At 36.8% G+C, this 18,386-nt stretch carries 21 protein-coding genes; 19 read left to right on the top strand and 2 right to left on the bottom strand.

What is annotated here, in order from left to right; translation table 11 throughout:
- Window positions 1-169: 169 nt before the first annotated feature.
- The 5 genes from F3G70_RS01855 to F3G70_RS01835 all read left to right on the top strand — a co-directional run bounded on the left by F3G70_RS01855 (window position 170) and on the right by F3G70_RS01835 (window position 7,923).
- On the top strand, window positions 170-4,666 hold the full coding sequence (locus F3G70_RS01855; protein WP_149731012.1) for a transglutaminase domain-containing protein: 4,497 nt from the start codon (window positions 170-172) through the stop codon (window positions 4,664-4,666).
- Between the two features lie 152 nt (window positions 4,667-4,818).
- Window positions 4,819-5,523 (top strand): metal-dependent transcriptional regulator, encoded by a 705-nt coding sequence (locus F3G70_RS01850; protein ID WP_149731011.1) that lies wholly within the window; start codon window positions 4,819-4,821, stop codon window positions 5,521-5,523.
- Window positions 5,524-5,617: 94 nt separating this feature from the next.
- Complete coding sequence (gene endA / locus F3G70_RS01845; RefSeq protein WP_149731010.1) at window positions 5,618-6,133, top strand: tRNA-intron lyase; 516 nt, start codon at window positions 5,618-5,620, stop codon at window positions 6,131-6,133.
- Between the two features lie 106 nt (window positions 6,134-6,239).
- Window positions 6,240-7,328, top strand: a complete 1,089-nt coding sequence (locus F3G70_RS01840) for a tryptophan--tRNA ligase (protein WP_149731009.1) — start codon at window positions 6,240-6,242, stop codon at window positions 7,326-7,328.
- Between the two features lie 19 nt (window positions 7,329-7,347).
- Window positions 7,348-7,923, top strand: coding sequence for a stage II sporulation protein M (locus tag F3G70_RS01835; RefSeq protein WP_223165980.1), 576 nt, complete (start codon window positions 7,348-7,350; stop codon window positions 7,921-7,923).
- Here the strand turns inward: F3G70_RS01835 and F3G70_RS12215 are convergent.
- Both F3G70_RS12215 and F3G70_RS01825 read right to left on the bottom strand, forming a co-directional pair.
- Complete coding sequence (locus F3G70_RS12215; protein ID WP_149731007.1) at window positions 7,918-8,139, bottom strand: hypothetical protein; 222 nt, start codon at window positions 8,137-8,139, stop codon at window positions 7,918-7,920. The two genes, F3G70_RS01835 and F3G70_RS12215, sit on opposite strands and share 6 nt — an antisense overlap.
- Window positions 8,140-8,157: 18 nt before the next feature.
- Window positions 8,158-8,916: a hypothetical protein gene (locus F3G70_RS01825; protein WP_149731006.1), complete on the bottom strand. Its 759-nt coding sequence runs from the start codon at window positions 8,914-8,916 to the stop codon at window positions 8,158-8,160.
- 551 nt (window positions 8,917-9,467) lie between these two features.
- Here F3G70_RS01825 and thrC point away from each other — a divergent pair.
- The 14 genes from thrC to F3G70_RS01755 all read left to right on the top strand — a co-directional run bounded on the left by thrC (window position 9,468) and on the right by F3G70_RS01755 (window position 18,381).
- A complete protein-coding gene (gene thrC, locus F3G70_RS01820; protein WP_149731005.1) occupies window positions 9,468-10,664 on the top strand; it encodes a threonine synthase in 1,197 nt (398 codons plus the stop codon).
- Between the two features lie 229 nt (window positions 10,665-10,893).
- Window positions 10,894-11,091, top strand: coding sequence for a histone family protein (locus F3G70_RS01815; protein ID WP_058738942.1), 198 nt, complete (start codon window positions 10,894-10,896; stop codon window positions 11,089-11,091).
- A gap of 465 nt (window positions 11,092-11,556) precedes the next feature.
- Window positions 11,557-11,928 carry a 50S ribosomal protein L7Ae gene (rpl7ae, locus tag F3G70_RS01810; protein WP_149731072.1) on the top strand — a complete coding sequence of 124 codons (372 nt, stop codon included), beginning with the start codon at window positions 11,557-11,559 and terminating at the stop codon, window positions 11,926-11,928.
- 34 nt (window positions 11,929-11,962) lie between these two features.
- On the top strand, window positions 11,963-12,169 hold the full coding sequence (locus F3G70_RS01805) for a 30S ribosomal protein S28e (protein ID WP_149731071.1): 207 nt from the start codon (window positions 11,963-11,965) through the stop codon (window positions 12,167-12,169).
- 14 nt (window positions 12,170-12,183) lie between these two features.
- Window positions 12,184-12,345: a 50S ribosomal protein L24e gene (locus F3G70_RS01800; protein WP_149731004.1), complete on the top strand. Its 162-nt coding sequence runs from the start codon at window positions 12,184-12,186 to the stop codon at window positions 12,343-12,345.
- Window positions 12,342-12,794, top strand: a complete 453-nt coding sequence (gene ndk / locus F3G70_RS01795; protein WP_149731003.1) for a nucleoside-diphosphate kinase — start codon at window positions 12,342-12,344, stop codon at window positions 12,792-12,794. The genes F3G70_RS01800 and ndk overlap by 4 nt, the downstream gene beginning before the upstream one ends.
- A gap of 30 nt (window positions 12,795-12,824) precedes the next feature.
- On the top strand, window positions 12,825-14,615 hold the full coding sequence (gene infB / locus F3G70_RS01790) for a translation initiation factor IF-2 (protein ID WP_149731002.1): 1,791 nt from the start codon (window positions 12,825-12,827) through the stop codon (window positions 14,613-14,615).
- Window positions 14,616-14,657: 42 nt separating this feature from the next.
- On the top strand, window positions 14,658-15,041 hold the full coding sequence (locus F3G70_RS01785) for a 30S ribosomal protein S6e (RefSeq protein WP_149731001.1): 384 nt from the start codon (window positions 14,658-14,660) through the stop codon (window positions 15,039-15,041).
- 65 nt (window positions 15,042-15,106) lie between these two features.
- Window positions 15,107-16,321: a translation initiation factor IF-2 subunit gamma gene (locus F3G70_RS01780; protein WP_149731000.1), complete on the top strand. Its 1,215-nt coding sequence runs from the start codon at window positions 15,107-15,109 to the stop codon at window positions 16,319-16,321.
- 15 nt (window positions 16,322-16,336) lie between these two features.
- Window positions 16,337-16,729, top strand: coding sequence for a type II toxin-antitoxin system VapC family toxin (locus tag F3G70_RS01775; RefSeq protein ID WP_149730999.1), 393 nt, complete (start codon window positions 16,337-16,339; stop codon window positions 16,727-16,729).
- Between the two features lie 66 nt (window positions 16,730-16,795).
- Window positions 16,796-17,356 carry a DNA-directed RNA polymerase gene (locus tag F3G70_RS01770; protein ID WP_149730998.1) on the top strand — a complete coding sequence of 187 codons (561 nt, stop codon included), beginning with the start codon at window positions 16,796-16,798 and terminating at the stop codon, window positions 17,354-17,356.
- Between the two features lie 2 nt (window positions 17,357-17,358).
- Window positions 17,359-17,535, top strand: a complete 177-nt coding sequence (spt4, locus tag F3G70_RS01765; RefSeq protein ID WP_149730997.1) for a transcription elongation factor subunit Spt4 — start codon at window positions 17,359-17,361, stop codon at window positions 17,533-17,535.
- A gap of 7 nt (window positions 17,536-17,542) precedes the next feature.
- Window positions 17,543-18,052 carry a GTP-dependent dephospho-CoA kinase family protein gene (locus F3G70_RS01760; protein ID WP_149730996.1) on the top strand — a complete coding sequence of 170 codons (510 nt, stop codon included), beginning with the start codon at window positions 17,543-17,545 and terminating at the stop codon, window positions 18,050-18,052.
- 20 nt (window positions 18,053-18,072) lie between these two features.
- Entirely contained in the window at window positions 18,073-18,381 is a 309-nt protein-coding gene (locus F3G70_RS01755; RefSeq protein ID WP_149730995.1) for a 30S ribosomal protein S24e, read from the top strand.
- Window positions 18,382-18,386 lie beyond the last annotated feature (5 nt).

Genomic DNA, 18,386 nt, shown 5'->3' with positions numbered 1-18,386 from the left:
TTTATTCATTATTTTCACTTATTTTAAGTATTAATTTTAATGATTCCTCTTGTTTTAGAGGTTTAATTAAATAAATAACTTTATATAAGATATTCTTAATATAGTATAAACATAATGGAAATTTTAATTTCCCTTTGTTGTAAAATACGTTATAAGGAGGTAAAGTATTTTGAAAAAACGAATATTTTTAGCATTGTTATTGCTAATCGCTGTTCTATCGATTGGTTTTGTCAGTGCAGGTGAAATAGATGTTAATGATACCTACGCAGTACAGGATTCAAATACTGATTTCTTGGCTGTTGACCAAGGGGGTGTAGGATCAGATAATTCAAATAATTTATCAATTAACAACGTTGATACAATCTTAGATGAAAGTATTATTGGTGCAAGTGAAGATTCAGCAAAGAAAGCTGTCACGATTGATGCACCTGATGTTAATTTATATTACAGGAATGGAACAAGATTTATAGCTACTTTAAGTGATGTTGATGGAAACAAGTTAGCTAATCAGACTTTATTATTTACAATTTCTGGAGTTGATTATGCGAGAACCACTGACGTGAACGGTTCTGCTTCAATTGCGATTAACTTAATTCCAGGAACTTATGATTTTATTACATATTATAATGGTAGCGACGCTTACTCAAGCAATAAGGTAACTTCAAAAGTTACTGTTTATCCTACCGTTTCCGGTAATGACATAGTTAAATATTATAAGAACGCTACACAATATTATGCAACGTTTTTAAATGCTTCCGGCTCTCCATTGGCCAATGCAAACGTTACTTTTAATATTAATGGTGTTTTCTATACTCGCGTTACAAATGCAAGTGGTGTTGCAAGACTGAATATTAACTTGCCGCCTAATGATTATGTATTGACTGCAATTCACCCGGATACCGGGTACATGTACTCAAATAATGTTACTGTATTATACACCATATATGCCGATAATTTAACTAAGGTATATAGGGATTCAAACCAGTATTATGCAGAGTTTGTGGATGGTACAGGTTCTCCTTTAGCCAATACCAATGTTACATATAACATTAATGGAGTATTTTATAGCCGTATGACTAATGCAAGTGGTGTTGCAAGACTTAATATAAACCTGCTTGAAGGTACTTATGTATTGACTGCATACCATCCTGGTGATGAATCAAGATTATCCAATACTATTAAAGTATTAGGTACATCAGAGACCAGTATTACTACTAGTGACTATAGCTATATGATAGGTGATACTCAGTATATTGAGGCTACATTGTATAATGAACTTGGTTATACTGTTGCTAATCAGACTATTGTGATTAATATTGGCAGTACTTCTAATACTGCTGTTACTGATGCAAATGGTAAGGCTACTATAAAAGCCAATATGCCTGTCGGTGTTTATAATGTAACTTATACTTATAATGGTATTGCTCCATATAAATCATCAAGTGCAACGGGTACCCTTAAGATTAGGGATAAGTATGATACAACATTTGTTGTCAACAATACTGTTATATATTATAACAAGAAGGAAACATTTGACGTTACCGTATTGACTGACAATAATGTTCCTGTTGTCAATCAGCCTGTGTACCTTTCAATCAATGGTGCTTCATATACAAGGATCACTGATGAAACGGGCACTGCAAGGTTGACTATCAACTTATATCCTGGAGTCTATGACATTTCATATAAATTTAATAGCACGAAATTTAAAGAATTAACAGAGTCTTCACTACTTATGGTAATCGACACCAATACATCTATACTAAGTGCTCAAGATACGACAGTTGGTGAAGGTGCAGGTGAAAAATTCCCAATTCTTTTGACAGTCGATGACTTTGGAATGCCGTACAGGGATGTTATAATAAACATCAATGGCGTAAACTATACCCGTACAACAAATGATTTCGGTGTGGCTGAAATCACTATCAACCTTGCAGCAGGAAAGTATCCTGTTAAGTATTATTATCTTGGTGAATCAAGGGTAGAGCCTTCAAGCGGACAGGCTTACATTACCGTAAAGCCAAGAACCGCAACTTCAATGAAATGGCTGTCTTCCACCACATTCATATCAGGCATTACTGCCGATTTGAAAGTCTCTCTGGTTGATTCATCAAATAAGCCGCTTGCATCCAAGGATGTTGTATTTACAATATCTTCAAAAGAATATCCTGTTAAAACTGATTCCTCAGGTATAGCTACCTTATCCAGAAGCCTCTTTTCAGGAACGTATGTGGTTACGGCTTCCTTTGCTGGAGATGGAGATTATATTCAATCTGAAGTATCAACAGTAATTACTGTAGCTTCCGCACATGATTCAAGCGGATACGGCTATTGGGTTTTCGGAAGGGATATGGAAAACGTTAACCTCTCTCAGTTAGCTTCACTTGGAACAACAGACATATTCCTGAACTTCTACTCATTATCCTTACATGGCCAATCTAAAGTCACTTCATGGATTCAGTCTGCTAAATCATACGGCATTAACGTCCATATCTGGATGCAATGTTTCTATGATGGAGAATGGCTTAATCCTGTATCTGGAAGATCCATAAATCAGGCATTATTCAATGAGTTAATCGATGAGGCTAAATCTTATGCTACTATACCTGGCGTTGCAGGTGTTCATCTTGATTACCTGAGATATCCTGGAAATGCATATAAAACCACAGGCGGAACTGAAGCCATTACGGAATTTGTAAAACAGGTTACTGCTGCTTGCCGTGCCGTAAATCCTAGCATTATAATGTCTGCTTCAATCATGCCTGAAACTACCAATGACATTTATTATTACGGTCAGGACATTTCTGCCATCAGCCAGTATCTGGACGTAATCGTTCTGATGCAGTATAAAGGAAATTATAATGCCGGAACAGACTGGCTTGCTTCAACAACCAGATGGTATGTACAGAACTCACAGGGCGCTGAGGTCTGGTCAGGACTGCAGGCATATCTGTCTGATGACAATCCGACCAAATTAACATACACGGAACTTTTCGGTGATGCACAGACTGTTGTTGACAATGGTGCTGATGGAGTAATGTTATTCAGATTCGGCATATCCAACTTCCTGAACTTCAAAGACTTGGAGGATCCATCATATGATGATGTGGTTTCCCTTTCAGATGTCCTGGATGCAGCTTCTGACTTGAAATTGTATATTGAGAAGAATTGGACATTGCCTTCGAAAGTCTATGTCGGCGATGGCGCATACACAGTTCCTCAATTCCTGGCATTAATGAATCAGGCCTTATTGATGATTGAAGGCGTTTATACTGGCGATATCGTTTCATTCCTTGTGGCCGAACCGGAAAAGAATCGCGGTGATGTCATTTATGACGTGCTGTTTGATGAGGAATATCTGGAGATTAACCATGTGGTTTACGCATATTGCGTTTCAAACAATCAGGCTCCGGACAATGCCACATCTTCAGTTGGAGACATCAAGTATGAAACCTTGGTTTACATGTATTCAAGGATTTTAGACTTTTATGCAACAGAATCAGTATTGCCTGCATTCGTACTGGTCAACAATTTCCTTGATAACCCAACATTAACGGTTAACATGCTTCCGAGCTATTCAACTACCGATTATCAGTATGTAAACTACACTACAACCTGGCTCAACTACTGTCCGATTTGTGAACATTACGGTACATTGCTTATTAATCCTAAAGGCACTGTTGAAGGCGAACTGACCTGTTATTATTGTGATGCTGATTTCTGCGGCGTTACAGGTCATGATAAAATTTTAAATTCAACTTATGAATTGGTAAGACTGTCCGAATCCGTTCCTGTAGCTGAAGGAAAAGTCGGCGATAAGATTGCATTGTCAAGCATCATTGCCGGTGCCAGCTATTTGGCAGCATATTTCAAGGAAAATGAGGATTTCCCAGATTATATTGTACTTAAAGAAGGTAAATATTCCTTGCAGGACTTCCTATACATGATGAGCAGAGCTATCGTTCAGATTGATGCGTCAAATACCAATCCGGTAACCCTTATTGAAATCGGCGGTCCTTCCACTCCGTCCGGTGACGTTATTGACGGAACCTTATCAAAAACGGATTATATGGATGTTGTGAATAGGGTTGCAAACTTCATTTCATCAAACAACTGGATTCCGAATTACGCTTCATCAACCTTGGGTAAGATTGCATACTCAGAATTGCTGGATTCATTCTCACGCATTCTGGATTATTATTCCAATCATGGAGCGCTGCCTACTTCAGTCCATATTATCTACAAGAGCGGATCTTCAAAATCAATATCCGAGCTTGCCCAGTCACTTATCAAGGGATTGACTTCCGATAGGGACAAGGCAGTCGCATTGTATAACTATGTGAGAGATTCCATCTCTTATTCATTCTATTACAATACCCAAAAAGGTGCTGAAGGTACCCTGGCTGCCGGAACAGGTAACTGCTGTGACCAGGCACAACTCTTAGTTGCAATGGCAAGGGCGGTCGGATTGACGGCGAGATTTGCAACCGGATACTGTACGTTCTCAAGCGGTTCCACATATGGACACGTATGGGCTCAATTCAATATCGGCGGAAGCTGGATTAATGCAGACCCTACAAGTACAAGAAACTCCTTCGGTGTAATCAACAACTGGAATACAGCGTCATATACTAACAGGGGAACTTTCGACGTCTTGCCTTATTAGGTTCAAAAACGAATTAAACTGGTTAATAATTAATTTTATTAACTATTTTTCTATTTTTTTTAAAAAACCCGCCAAATATTTAGGTTAACCAAAACTTTTTTATACTCTTAAAATAAATATATTATTATTTGTATGTAAAAGGTGGATTTTTCATGGCTGATGATAAAATTAGTGAAAATATTGAAGAATACTTGGAAGTTCTTTATAGAAACGGAAGCAATAAAGAACAGGTATCAACTACTACTCTTTCCAATGAGTTGGGCATTGCGCCTGGAAGCGTTACCCAAATGCTTAAAAAATTGGAAGCTTTAGGTTATATTAATTACACTCCTTACAGAGGTGCTTCTTTAACCGACGAAGGAATGAAAATAGCTCAAAAAATCACAAGAAAGCACAGAATTCTGGAGAAATTCCTCCTGGAGGTCTTGAAGGTAAAGCATGAAAACGTGCATGAACAGGCCTGCGAAATGGAACATACTCTGTCCGATGAAGCGGAAAGGGCACTGTGCAACATGCTCCAGCATCCTGATTTATGTCCCGACGACAACGTCATTCCTGCATGCGATTTGGATTTCGGAAGCTGTCAGGAATGTTTCTCAGTAAAGGATTTTGATGACGTAATCAACAGGCAATTCAATCTGCTTTCAATTTCCGAATTGAATCCCGAATCCGAAGGTATCATTTCATTCATCCGTGGAAATGATGATTTGCTGGACGATATAGCCAATTTGGGAATAGCAGTCGGCGATAAGCTCCATTATTATAATAATGACGGCAATGAATTTTCCCTCAACATTGAAGATGAGGATTTCATCATTTCAAGGGAAATGGCCAACAACATTTTCATTAGGGTCTAAACCCCTAAATCTCTCTTTTTTTAATATAAAACAAATGTTTTATATAACATCAATATCATAATTAATTATAACTCTTTTCTTTTTAGGTGTTTTAATGCGTGGAAATTTATCTAATGAAATAGTATCAGTTAAAATAGAAGAAGGCAGCAAAAGGCCTATAGCCTTGCATGAAAAAAGCTTTTTCGGTAAAATCGAAGAGGACACGTTAAACCTCTCATTAATTGAGGCATGTTATCTTCTGGAAAAGGACCGTTTGGACATTTATGAAGACGATGTTAAATGCAGCCTGTCCTATTTCATTGATTTATTGAAGGAAAGGGAATTATATGGAAAATATGTCGTTTATCGTGATTTAAAAGATAGGGGATATGTCATTAAAACCGGTTTTAAATACGGCTCCGATTTCAGATTATATGATCGTGGAAGGTCTCCGGGAAAAGGCCATTCAGACTTTTTGGTTAAAATCGTTTATGAGAATTTCGACATCAACGTTTTGGATTTTGCAAGCTATGTCCGGGTTTCCCACGGAGTCAACAAGAAGCTTCTTTTGGCGATTGTCGACGATGACTTTGACATAACATACTATAATGTGGAATGGACAAGGCCATAATTTAATCAAAGAAAGCTATTATATTTTGATAAGTTAATGTTATTACTATTATGATTATCAATAGGTTATTTAATTTAATGTAGTTATATGGGATAAGGTGAAGAATATGATTGATCCATGGACATCAACAAGCGTAGATTATGACAAGTTAATCAATGAATTTGGAATAAAGAAAATTTCAGACATTTTGGATGACATTAAGGAACCTCAAAGGCTGATGAAAAGGGGTGTGGTCTTTGGACACAGGGAATTTAATGAAATCAATGATTTAATCAATAAAAAGGAAGACTTTGCAGTCGTCACTGGCATGATGCCGAGCGGCCAGATGCACATAGGCCACAAGATGGTGGTTGACCAATTGATTTGGTATCAGCAGAAGGGAGCCATGTTATCTTTGCCGATAGCAGATCTGGAGTCCTATGCAGCAAGGGACATGAGCTTTGAGAAAGGAAGAAAGATAGCTATTGAAGAATATCTCACAAACTGGATAGCATTAGGGCTTGACCTGGAAAGGGATAATGTCAACGTTTATCTTCAGTCCCAGAACAAGTCACTCTTTGATTTGGAATTCAAGGCTTCCCGTAAAACCAACTTTTCCCAATTGAACGCAATCTACGGATTTGACAAGTCAACCAATATCGCTCACGTTCAGGCGCCATTAATGCAGGTGGCCGATATATTGCTTCCGCAAATCGAGGAATTCGGAGGCCCGAAAAAGGTTGTAGTTCCCGTTGGAGTCGACCAGGATCCTCATATCAGACTTACAAGAGATATTGCCCACAGGTTAAACGAGGAATTGGGCTTTATTCCTCCGGCATCCACCTATCACAGGTTTTTAACCGGCTTGACAGGGGATAAGATGAGCAGTTCAAAGCCGAACACTGCAATCTATTTGAATGAAGCTCCTGAAGTTGCAGCCAAAAAGGTAAAGACCGCCAAAACAGGTGGAAGGGAAACCCTCAAGGAACAGGAGGAACTTGGCGGAGAAGTGGACAAATGCGTAATTTATGAAATGCTTCTCTATCATTTAATTGATGATGACAGCGAACTTGAAAAGATTCGTGAAGAATGCTTAAGCGGTACTTTGCGCTGCGGAGACTGTAAGGCAAAAACTGCAGAGTTGATGCAGGAATACTTTGATGATTTAAAGGATAAACAGGTTGAGGCAGCAGAAATTGCTCAAACAATTCTATAGGGAAGTTAAATTTGCTTTTTTGGAAAACAAATTAGCTATTTATCTTTCTTTAATTATTCTTATTTTATCTTTAATTTCAGGATACATTTTCGAATCTTATTTTTCTAGCTATCTGCAGCCTGCCGTTGACGATTTGACACAAAAGGTCGAAACGGGAGTGGTGCAGCTTACTTTTAAGGATATTTTTCTCAATAACATTGCCATAATTTTCCAGATGTTTATTTATGGGATATTATTTTGCTTATCTGTCTTTCTTCTGGCATATAACGGATTTTTCGTAGGATATTATGTAGCCATTCAGGATGATTTCTTCAGGGTGGTATTAATGCTTCTTCCCCACGGGATATTTGAACTCACGTCATGTTTTCTGGCATGTTCATCAGGTCTGGTTTTATTTAATTTCCTTTTCAACTTCTTTAAAAGCTATCTGATAGTGGATTTGTCATTAACTGATTCATTTCATGATAATTCCATTAAATTAAAGCAGGCAGTTTTGATATTTTTCATTTCCGTAATCCTCATGATAATTGCAGGTTTTGTTGAAGTGTATCTGACTGTTCCCATAGCCCGTTTTGTTTTAGGGTTTTTTTCATAAATAATGAAATAAGATACCAATAATGATAAAAAGGAAATCCAGTCCAAATAACGCTAATGCGCTTTTAAAGTATTTATTTCCTGATTTAACGTATAAATAATAGGTTATGGTGGAAAATATTATTAAAAGAGGAATTGTTATGAAAATTGAAATATATCTTTTTAAGATGAAAATGGCTATTGGCGTAATGAGAATTACTATTTCCTTTGCATTCATTTCAATTCTCCCTTATTTTCACTCGATGAATCCCATCACTTTTACGAAGGGCACCGTAGTGAATTGACTAAGCAATATGAAAAACACGATTAGTGCAATGGCTAGATATAATGCCTCGCCCTTTTTTGTCCTGTTTTCAAAGGGTATGATTTTGTTAAACTTGTCAGGAAATACTATCCAGATAAAACAAAAGGTTGTTGACAATATTAAAGCAATAGTATTTATTTGGGATGTTTCGAAAAATCCCTGTATATAACCCAAATAACAGCAGATGGCGAGCACAGGAAAATAATAATTAGGCTCATAGCCAGCATCAAAGACTATTTCCCCGTTTTCTTCCAGACTGCTGTCATTAAATGTTTTAAATCTAAGGCCAATTGCTAAAAATGGTAATGCAAAGATAATTGCGATTAAAATTGATTTTACAGTATTAATTTCAGCACACAGGCATATTAGAAGTACGGATAAGGATGTTGTTGAATATCCAAGAAAAGTAAACGCTCCAATTTGTCTGGAGTATCCCCTTAAATTATTGAAGTTATAAAGGCCGTATTTTTCGTCAAGTTCATCACTGTAATACTCCACCAGATATATTCCTCCAAATGCAAACAGAAGCAGGAAGAAGAATAAAAATCCAAATAGCGTAAAGCTTGACATGACTATTGCAAGTATCAGCAATATTCCAAATATCTTTATGAACCGCTTTTTCACGGTTTCTTTGTCTTGAAAGTACTTTCCGTCAATATCTAAATCAAATAAACCAAAGATTTTCATTATTTAATCTCCTAAGGTATAGGGACTCCAGTAAAAATGGAAATTATGTTTTTTTTTTGTATTTAATTTTATTTAAATTTTTAATTTAAATTTACATTTGAAATCATACTTTTTTTTATTTATTTATCTAAACTAATAAATTAAACAATTAAAAATTCATTGATTTCTAGCATGTAAGTGTTGGTGATATTATGGATTTCCATTTTGAAGTTAAAGATAAGAGATTAAGATATATGCTTGAAAAAAGGCTAAAGAAAATCATATAACTGTTGATCAGCAAATTTGGGCTTACATTAATCGTGGATTAATGGGTGATGGCTGGAATGAGGATGTTTTCAAGAAATTACATTCCGAAAAATTCTTAAATGATGTTAGTGAAGCATTAGGCTTTGATTAACATTATTTTTTTTACTTTTTTAGCAATTAAATCTAAAATACTAGTAATTTAAAATTTTTAAAAATAAATCTACATTTCTTTTTGTTTTAGGATAATTTTTTATATCATTTAATTTAAATTTATTAATATAGAATTTTAATTTATTTTAGTGATATTTATGATACGTTGTGTTTCATGTGGAGCAGAATATGACGACGACGAAGTAATCTACACCTGTGAGAAATGCGGTAGCGTTCTTGAGCTCGTCTGTGATATTGATGTTTCCAAAGATATATTTGATGGCAGAAGAGATAATTTGTGGAAATTTAAGGAATGCATTCCGGTAGACGATTCAAAAATCGTTTCTCTTGATGAAGGAGGAACTCCATTCTGCAAATGTGACAAGTTAGGCGATGAACTGGGCGTTAACCTATACGTTAAGGTTGAAGGATCAAACCCTACCGGAAGCTTTAAGGACCGTGGAATGACTGTAGGTATGACAAAGGCAATGGAACTGGGCGTCAGTACCGTAGGATGCGCATCAACAGGTAACACCTCAGCATCACTTGCGGCTTATGCTGCCCGTGCCGGACTGCGCTGTATCGTGTTTTTACCTTCAGGAAAGGTTGCACTGGGAAAACTGGCTCAGGCAATGTTTCACGGCGCTGAAGTAATGTCCATTAACGGTAACTTTGATGAAGCACTCGAAGCGATGACTGCCCTTGCTTTGGAAAAGCATCTTTACCTATTGAATTCAATCAACCCTTACAGGCTTGAAGGCCAAAAGACAATCGGTTATGAAATTTTAAGGGACCTTGGCTGGGAGTCTCCGGACAGGATCATCTTGCCTGTCGGCAATGCCGGTAACATCTCAGCAATCTGGAAAGGAATATCTGAGTTTTACAATGCAGGATTTGTTAAGGATGTGCCTATGATGACTGGTATTCAGGCAGAAGGCGCATGTCCTGTTACAAATGCGTTTAAAAAGGGCGAAAGAAGAGTGGTGCCTGTTGAAAACCCTGAAACGATTGCAACAGCTATCCGTATAGGCGCACCTGTAAGTGACATCAAGGCCTTGAATGCAATTTACGATTCAAACGGATACTCTGAAACGGTTACAGACGAAGAGATCCTCGATGCTCAAAAACTTCTTGCAAGAACCGAAGGTATCGGTGTCGAGCCGGCCTCAGCAGCTTCAATTGCCGGTCTTAAGAAACTGGTCGATCAGGGCGTAATCGACAAAGGAGAAACCATTACCTGTGTCGTAACCGGACACTTGCTTAAAGATCCAAATACTGCAATTGATGCATGTACTCAGCCAACGCAGGTCGATGCAGACATTGACACTTTAAGGAAAATATTAATGGGAGAATAATTTTTCATCTCTCATATTTAATCTTTATTCTTTAGTTTTTTGAAATTTTTTTTCTAGTTTTTAGTATAACTTACTTATTGAATAATATATTATGTTTCAATTATTGACTTATGAATGTTTGAAAAGTTTAGTATAGTGGAGTGAATTTATCAAAATTTAGCCATTTTTTACCAATAGATTTATATATGGGAAAGTTTAAAGTATTAGTATAAAAAAATGAGGTGAAAATATGGAATTACCAATTGCTCCTGTCGGAAGAATCTTAAAAAACGCTGGTGCAGCTAGAGTAAGCGACGACGCTAAAGAAGCATTAGCAGAAGCAATCGAAGATTACGGTAACGAAATCGCAGCAAAAGCTGTCGGATTCGCACGCCACGCTGGCAGAAAAACTGTAAAAGCAGAAGATATCAAATTAGCAATTAAATAGATATATTCTGTATTTAAGAGTGGATAGTAATTTTATAATTACTATCTTTTTTCTTAAAATCTTTTTTTTTAAAAACTTTTTTTTAACCATTTTTGACGCTTTTTTTAATAACATTTATATGTAATGAAAACATAAAATAATAAATGTCTAGTTCTCTAGAATATATTTCATTAATTACTAAATTTTTATTTTTAGTTTTGCTAAAAATTATATAAAAATTCAGAAGTATTTGTATTGAAAGTTTAACTCCTCTTGTTTTTTCTAATGGAGTTATATTTAGTGATATATGAATTATTCAAGAATTAGTATTATTAAAACTATTAGATTATTCGTTATTTGAATAATTTGAGTAATTTTATAGTTAAAAAAAAATAATATGACTATATAATTACAATTATTATAATTCAATGAATTATAGTAAGCCGATGGATGGGCTTAATGCCCGATGAAAAAGGAGGTTTATTTATGGCAAAAGCAATTTATGTAAAATTTGATACACCTGAAGAATTAGCTAACCAAGCTGAAGAAGCATTACAAATCGCACAAGAAAGCGGTAAAGTAGCAAAAGGAACTAACGAAGTAACTAAATTTATCGAAAGAGGAGACGCAGCTCTCGTTGTTATCGCAGAAGATGTTGATCCTGCTGAAATCGTTGCTCACATTCCTGTTCTCGCTGAAGAAAAAGAAATTCCATACGTCTACTTACCTACCAAAGAACAAGTCGGTGGAGCTGCAGGTTTAACTGTTGGTACCGCATCCGCTTGTATTGTAGACGCTGGTGATGCTGAAGCTGCTGTTAACGAAATTGTTGAAAAAGTTGCTGAATTAAAAGAATAGATAAATTCTTTTAATCGATCATACGGTGATTTACATGGAAGAAGGAACTCCTGCTGAAGTCATTCAGGTCTTAAAAAGAACCGGTATGACTGGTGAGGTTATGCAAATCAAATGCAGAATCCTCGATGGTAGAGATAAAGGAAGAATTTTAACAAGAAACATTATGGGTCCTGTAAGAGAAGGCGACATTTTAATGTTACTTGATACAATCAGAGAAGCTAAGGAAATTAGAACTCCTTAAGAAGGTGTAAGAACATGAGAACTTGTTCATTCTGTCATAAAGAAATAGAAGAAGGTACTGGAAAGATGTACGTCAAAAGAGACGGTTCAATTTATTTCTTTTGTAGCAGCAAATGTGAAAAGAATATGATTAAACTCGGAAGAGTTCCAAGAAAAGTTAAATGGGTTAAAGAATGATTCAAAAAAGTTTTGTAATGATGAAACCAGACGCTGTCCAAAGACGTCTTATGGGTAAGATAATGTCCCGTTTTGAAGAAAAAGGTCTTCAAATTGTAGCTGTTAAATTAATGCAAATTGATGAAGAATTAGCAAAAACTCATTATGGAGAACATGCTGATAAACCATTTTTCCCAAGTTTAGTGGAATATATCACTTCTTCACCAGCTCTTGCAATGGTAATTGAAGGGGAAGAAGCTATTACTACTATCAGGAAATTAGTTGGCGCAACTAATCCTTTAGAAGCAGATCTTGGAACAATCAGAGGAGATTACGGTATGAATACTGGAAGAAACATTATTCACGCTTCAGACTCTCCGGCTTCTGCAGAAAGAGAAATTGGTCTTTTCTTTAATGAAGATGAAATTTGCGATTATCAGATTGTTGATAACGATTTAATTTACGAATAAATTTAAAATTTTATTGTTTAGAAAGATATTATGAAAATCAGATCCCCTATTGTATCCGTTTTAGGACATGTAGACCATGGAAAAACTACATTGTTAGATTATATCAGAGGCAGTACTATCGCCGATAAGGAAGCGGGCGGTATCACTCAGCATATCGGGGCTACTGAAATTCCGAACGATACAATAGATGAAATTTGTGGAAGCTTCATTTCTGCATTGACAATTAAGGACCTTATTCCAGGTTTGTTTTTCATTGACACTCCAGGACACGCCGCTTTCACCAGCCTGAGAAAACGTGGTGGAGCGCTGGCTGACTTGGCCGTTTTAATTGTCGACATTAATGATGGATTTAAACCACAAACTTATGAGGCTTTAAACATTCTTAAGATGTATAGGACTCCATTCATTGTCGTAGCCAACAAAATCGATATGATTTTTGGATGGGAAACCCATGAAGGCGCTTCATTTAAGGAATCCTTTAATCAGCAGGCGCAAAGCGTCAAGCAGGCTCTGGACACCAAGGTCTATGAGATTGTAGGCACGCTTCACAAGGAAGGTTTCCAGTCCGAAAGGTTTGATAGGATCAGCGATTTCGCTTCACAGATTACGATAATTCCAATCAGTGCGAAATCAGGCGAAGGAATCATTGAGGTTCTGGCCATGCTCTTGGGTCTTGCTCAGGAATACCTGACCGAACAGCTCGAAATAAATGAGGACGCTCCGGCAAAAGGTACCGTTTTAGAGATTAAGGAAGAAACGGGACTAGGATTAACTGTCGACAGCATCATTTATGACGGCGTTTTAAGAACCAATGATGAAATAGCTTTGATGACTTCTTCAAACGAAGTTTTGACTACCAAAATCAGGTCCATTTTAAGACCTCTTCCTTTAGAGGAAATGAGAGACTCCAAAAAGAAATTCCAAAAGTTCGATGAGGTTGTTGCGGCTGCAGGTATCAAGATAGCTGCCCCTAATCTGGACGATGTTGTTTCCGGTTCTCCTTTAAGGGTTTTAAACGATAAGGAAAACGTGGAAGAGGAAATCTTAAAGGAAATTGAGGACATTACAATAAGCACTGATGATGAAGGAATTCTTGTCAAGGCCGATACTCTCGGTTCACTTGAAGCTATCGTCAAACTGCTGAAAGAGTTGGACATTCCTATCAGGGAAGCGGACATCGGTGATGTAAACCGCAGGGATATCATCAATTCTTCAATCGCTTTAAAGGAAGACGACGCACACGGCGCAATCATAGCATTTAATGTGGGCGTTCATCCGAATTCGCTTGAGGATTTGAACAATTCCGAAGTTGAACTCTTTGAAGGTGACGTCATTTATCAAATCATAGAGGATTACGAAGAATGGATCAAAGAGAAAGAGGAAGCCCGTAAGAAAGCGTTTTACGATGCGATTATCAAGCCGGCTAAATTCATGTCCCTTCCTAAGCTTGTTTTCCGTCAAAGCAAACCGGCAATTATCGGTGTTGAAGCTTTAAGCGGAACGGTCAAGCAGGGAAGAAATGTTATCAATAAGAACGGGGATTTCGTTGGCGTTATTGCAAGTATGGAAGACAAGGGCGAAACATTACCTGATATTTCAAGGGGTCAAAGGGTTGCTATGGCAATCGACAATGCCGTAGTCGGAAAGGATTTCGATGAAGGTGACGAACTGTTCATTGACATTCCGGAAAAGCATTACAAGTTCATTGAAAGGGAGTTTAAGGATAAGCTGACCGAAGATGAATTTGAAACCTTATACGAATTTGTGGAAATCAAACGTAAAAAGGACCCTGATTGGGGACGTTTTGGTCTTTTTGAATAATAATTAGGATTATGGAATATATAAAAAATAAGGAGGAATACCATGGCATTCAAAGTAGTTGTTTCTAATAAAGCAGAAACTTATCAAATGGAAGTCGACGACACTAAAGCTTTAAACGGTTTAGTTATCGGTGACGAATTTGATGGTGGACTTGTTGGTTTAGATGGTTATACTTTAAAAATCACTGGCGGCAGTGATAAGAATGGTTTTACCATGAAAAAAGATGTTCCTGGTACTAGAAGAATCAAAAGTTTATTGACCGGTGGTATCGGATATCACCCTAAAGCTGATGGTGTAAAAAGAAGAAAAACCGTAAGGGGTAACACCATTGCTGATGATATAGTACAGATTAACAGCGTTGTTGTTAATGAAGGAGCAAAACCAATAGCTGAAATTCTTGGTGCTGGTGAAGAAGAGGAAGAATAGTTCTACTATTTTTCTAACTTTTACTTTTATGTTGAATTAAATTTATTAAAAAAAGGTGGTTATCTGTGAAAGTACAATCAGAGGTTAACATAGGTTTGGTCGGTCACGTAGACCACGGTAAGACTACTCTTACCAAGGCATTGTCCGGAGTATGGACAGATACTCACAGTGAGGAAACCAAAAGGGGTATTTCAATCCGTTTGGGTTATGCGGACATCGAATTCAAGAAATGTCCAAAATGCGATGAGCCTGAATGCTTTACCACTTCAGACGTTTGTGAAATCTGTGGTAGCGAAACTGAATTAATTAGAAAGGTCTCTTTCGTTGATGCTCCAGGTCACGAGACTTTAATGGCTACTATGTTATCTGGTGCTGCTATAATGGATGGAGCAGTCTTGGTTATTGCTGCAAACGAACATTGTCCACAACCACAAACAAAAGAACATTTAATGGCACTTGATGTTATTGGTGTTAAAGACGTTATCGTAGTTCAAAATAAAATCGATATCGTTTCAAAAGAAAGAGCTATTGAAAGCTATAATGAAATTAAGGAGTTTGTTAAAGGTACTTGTGCCGAAGACGCTTTAATAATACCTGTATCTGCTCAGCAAGGAGCTAACATGGATATATTAATTGAAGCTATGTATGAGAATATCGAACCTCCTGAAAGAAAGCTTGACGGCAGCGCTTTAATGCACGTTGCAAGATCCTTTGATATCAACAAGCCGGGTTCCGGCGCTGATAAAATCAAGGGAGGAGTTATCGGCGGAACCGTTGTTCAGGGTAAGTTGAAGCTTGGCGACACCATTGAAATCAGGCCGGGAATCAACAACAATAATCAGAGAATCTATCTGACCTCAGAGATTATTGGTCTTGAAGCAAACGGCAAGCAGGTTGAAGAGATTGGTCCGGGCGGACTTGTCGGTATCGCAACCAAATTGGATCCGTCTTTAACCAAGTCAGATTCACTTTCAGGTTCAGTTGCCGGTGAGGAAGGTACTTTGCCGGACGTTCTGGATAGCTTTACCATGGAATCCCATTTGCTTGACAGGGTAGTAGGTACCAAAGAGGAACGTGAAGTTGCTCCGATTAAAATCAAAGAGCCTTTAATGATTAATTGTGGTACCACAACAACAATAGGCGTTGTGACTGCAGCTAAAAAAGGCGATGTCGAAGTTGACCTCAAATTGCCTGTATGCGCTAGTCCGGGCGATAGGGTTGCATTGTCCCGTCGTGTAGGTGCACGTTGGAGATTAATCGGTTACGGTATTATTAAATAATGTTTGAGGGCAATAATGAGCATAAAAGAAGTTGTAATTGATACCAATTTTTTTATGGTTCCTTTTCAGTTCAATGTCGATATAATCGATGAACTGGAAAAAGTATTACCTTCTTACAAATTAACTACTCCAAGCTTTGTTATCAATGAATTGAAGGGTTTGAAAAGAAATAACAAAGGTAAAATACGTTTAAATGCTAATTTGGCCTTAAAGTTAGCTAATTCTTCAAAAGTTGAAATAAAGGATATTTCATTGCTTGAAAACGAAACTGTGGATGATGCGTTACTGAGAGTTTCAGAAGTTTTAGCTACAAATGATATAGAATTGAAAAAACGTGCAAAGGCCAAGGGAATTACAGTTGTTTATTTAAGGCAAAAAAATTATATAACTGTTGACGGCAAGATATAAGATTATATTAAACTTATTAAATTAATGAAAATTCATAAAGAATATATAAGAAAATGAGGGATTGTTTTGTACTACAAGATCAAAATTGAAGACACGGTAAGAATACCTCCTCGCAGATTCGATGAAGATCGCATTAAAGTTGCTATAGAAACTTTAAATGAGACCTACAACGGTCGTCTTGACAAGAATCTGGGTTTATTCATCTGTGTCAATGAAATTGAAGAACTTGGTGAAGGTAAGCTCATTATGGGTGACGGTGCTTCATACCATAATGTAGTTTTTAATTCAATATTCTTCAAGCCTGAACAGCAGGAGATTATTGACGGTGAAGTTATTGAAATAGCTGAGTTCGGCGCTTTTGTTAGGATTGGTCCTATGGACGGTTTAGTCCACGTGTCACAAGTAACCGATGACTACATTACTTATGACGCGAAAAGGGGAGCTCTTCTCGCAAAGGAATCTAATAAAAGTTTAGATGAAGGAGACTTGGTTAGAACAAGAACTGTAGCTATCAGTCTTAAGGACAATTCTGTTAAAGATACTAAAATTGGTCTTACCATGAGACAAAATAATTTAGGTAAATTTGAATGGATTGAAGATGCTAAACGAAAAAGTAAGAAGGCTTAAAAATGAAAGCGTGTACTGTTTGTAAAATGTTATCAAGTAAAGATCGTTGTCCGTCATGTGGTAATCCGACTTCAGACAACTGGAGCGGCCTTTTGATTATCACTGATCCTGAAGAATCCGAATTGGCTCGTGAATTGAATATCCAAATTCCTGGAGAATACTGTTTAAGAGTTAGGTAGTGGTTAAGTGTTACGTTTAGATGCAGAATTAAACAAAGATATAATTGCGGAACTTAAAAAACCTTTAGGTCAGTTATATCCGGATTTTGAAGATGCTATTGAAAGAATAAAATCTTCCGAATTTTTAATTTCTGTAGGTGATGCGACTTTTACCAATCTCATCAATCATGATATTTATCCTAATTTGGGAATTATAGATAACTTGGTTCAGAGAAAAAATTATGATCATGATGTTATACATACGGAAAACATTTTAAAAGCCAATAATCCTGCCGGAACCATTACGGAGGATCTATGGGAAACCATAGGCAAGGCTCTTCGATTGTGTGACAGTGGCGAATGTTACGTGATTGATGTAGCGGGGGAAGAAGATCTTGCAGTTCTTCCTTGTATCCTGATGGCCAGAGAGGATGCGACCATCTTGTATGGTCAGCCTAACGAGGGCCTGGTTGTTTTAAATGTTTCCGATAATATTATAAAAGCTCAAAAGATTATTGATGCATTTATTGAAGAATAAAAATTAAGTGAGGCTTAATTATGGAAATTGACATTTTTGAAGAAAAAGAAAACAAATTGTTTAATAGAAAGGAAATCAAATTCTATGTTGATTATGATGGAGAAGCTACTCCTAAAGTCTTAGACGTTAAATCCAAATTAGTAGCTTTATTAAACACTAAAAAAGATTTAATCGTTGTAGACAATGTACAACCACACTACGGTGAACCTAAAGCATTAGGATACGCCAAGGTTTACGATACCGTAGAAGATTTGGAATACATTGAAACCAAACATGTGATTGCTAAGAATACTGAAGTTGTTGAAGAAACTGAAGATGAAGAAGAATAGGTGAT

The sequence above is a fragment of the Methanobrevibacter millerae genome (assembly GCF_900103415.1).
Lineage (GTDB): Archaea > Methanobacteriota > Methanobacteria > Methanobacteriales > Methanobacteriaceae > Methanocatella > Methanocatella millerae.
The sequence above is the reverse complement of the archived record's forward strand: the minus strand, read 5'-3'. Positions and strand labels throughout refer to the sequence as shown.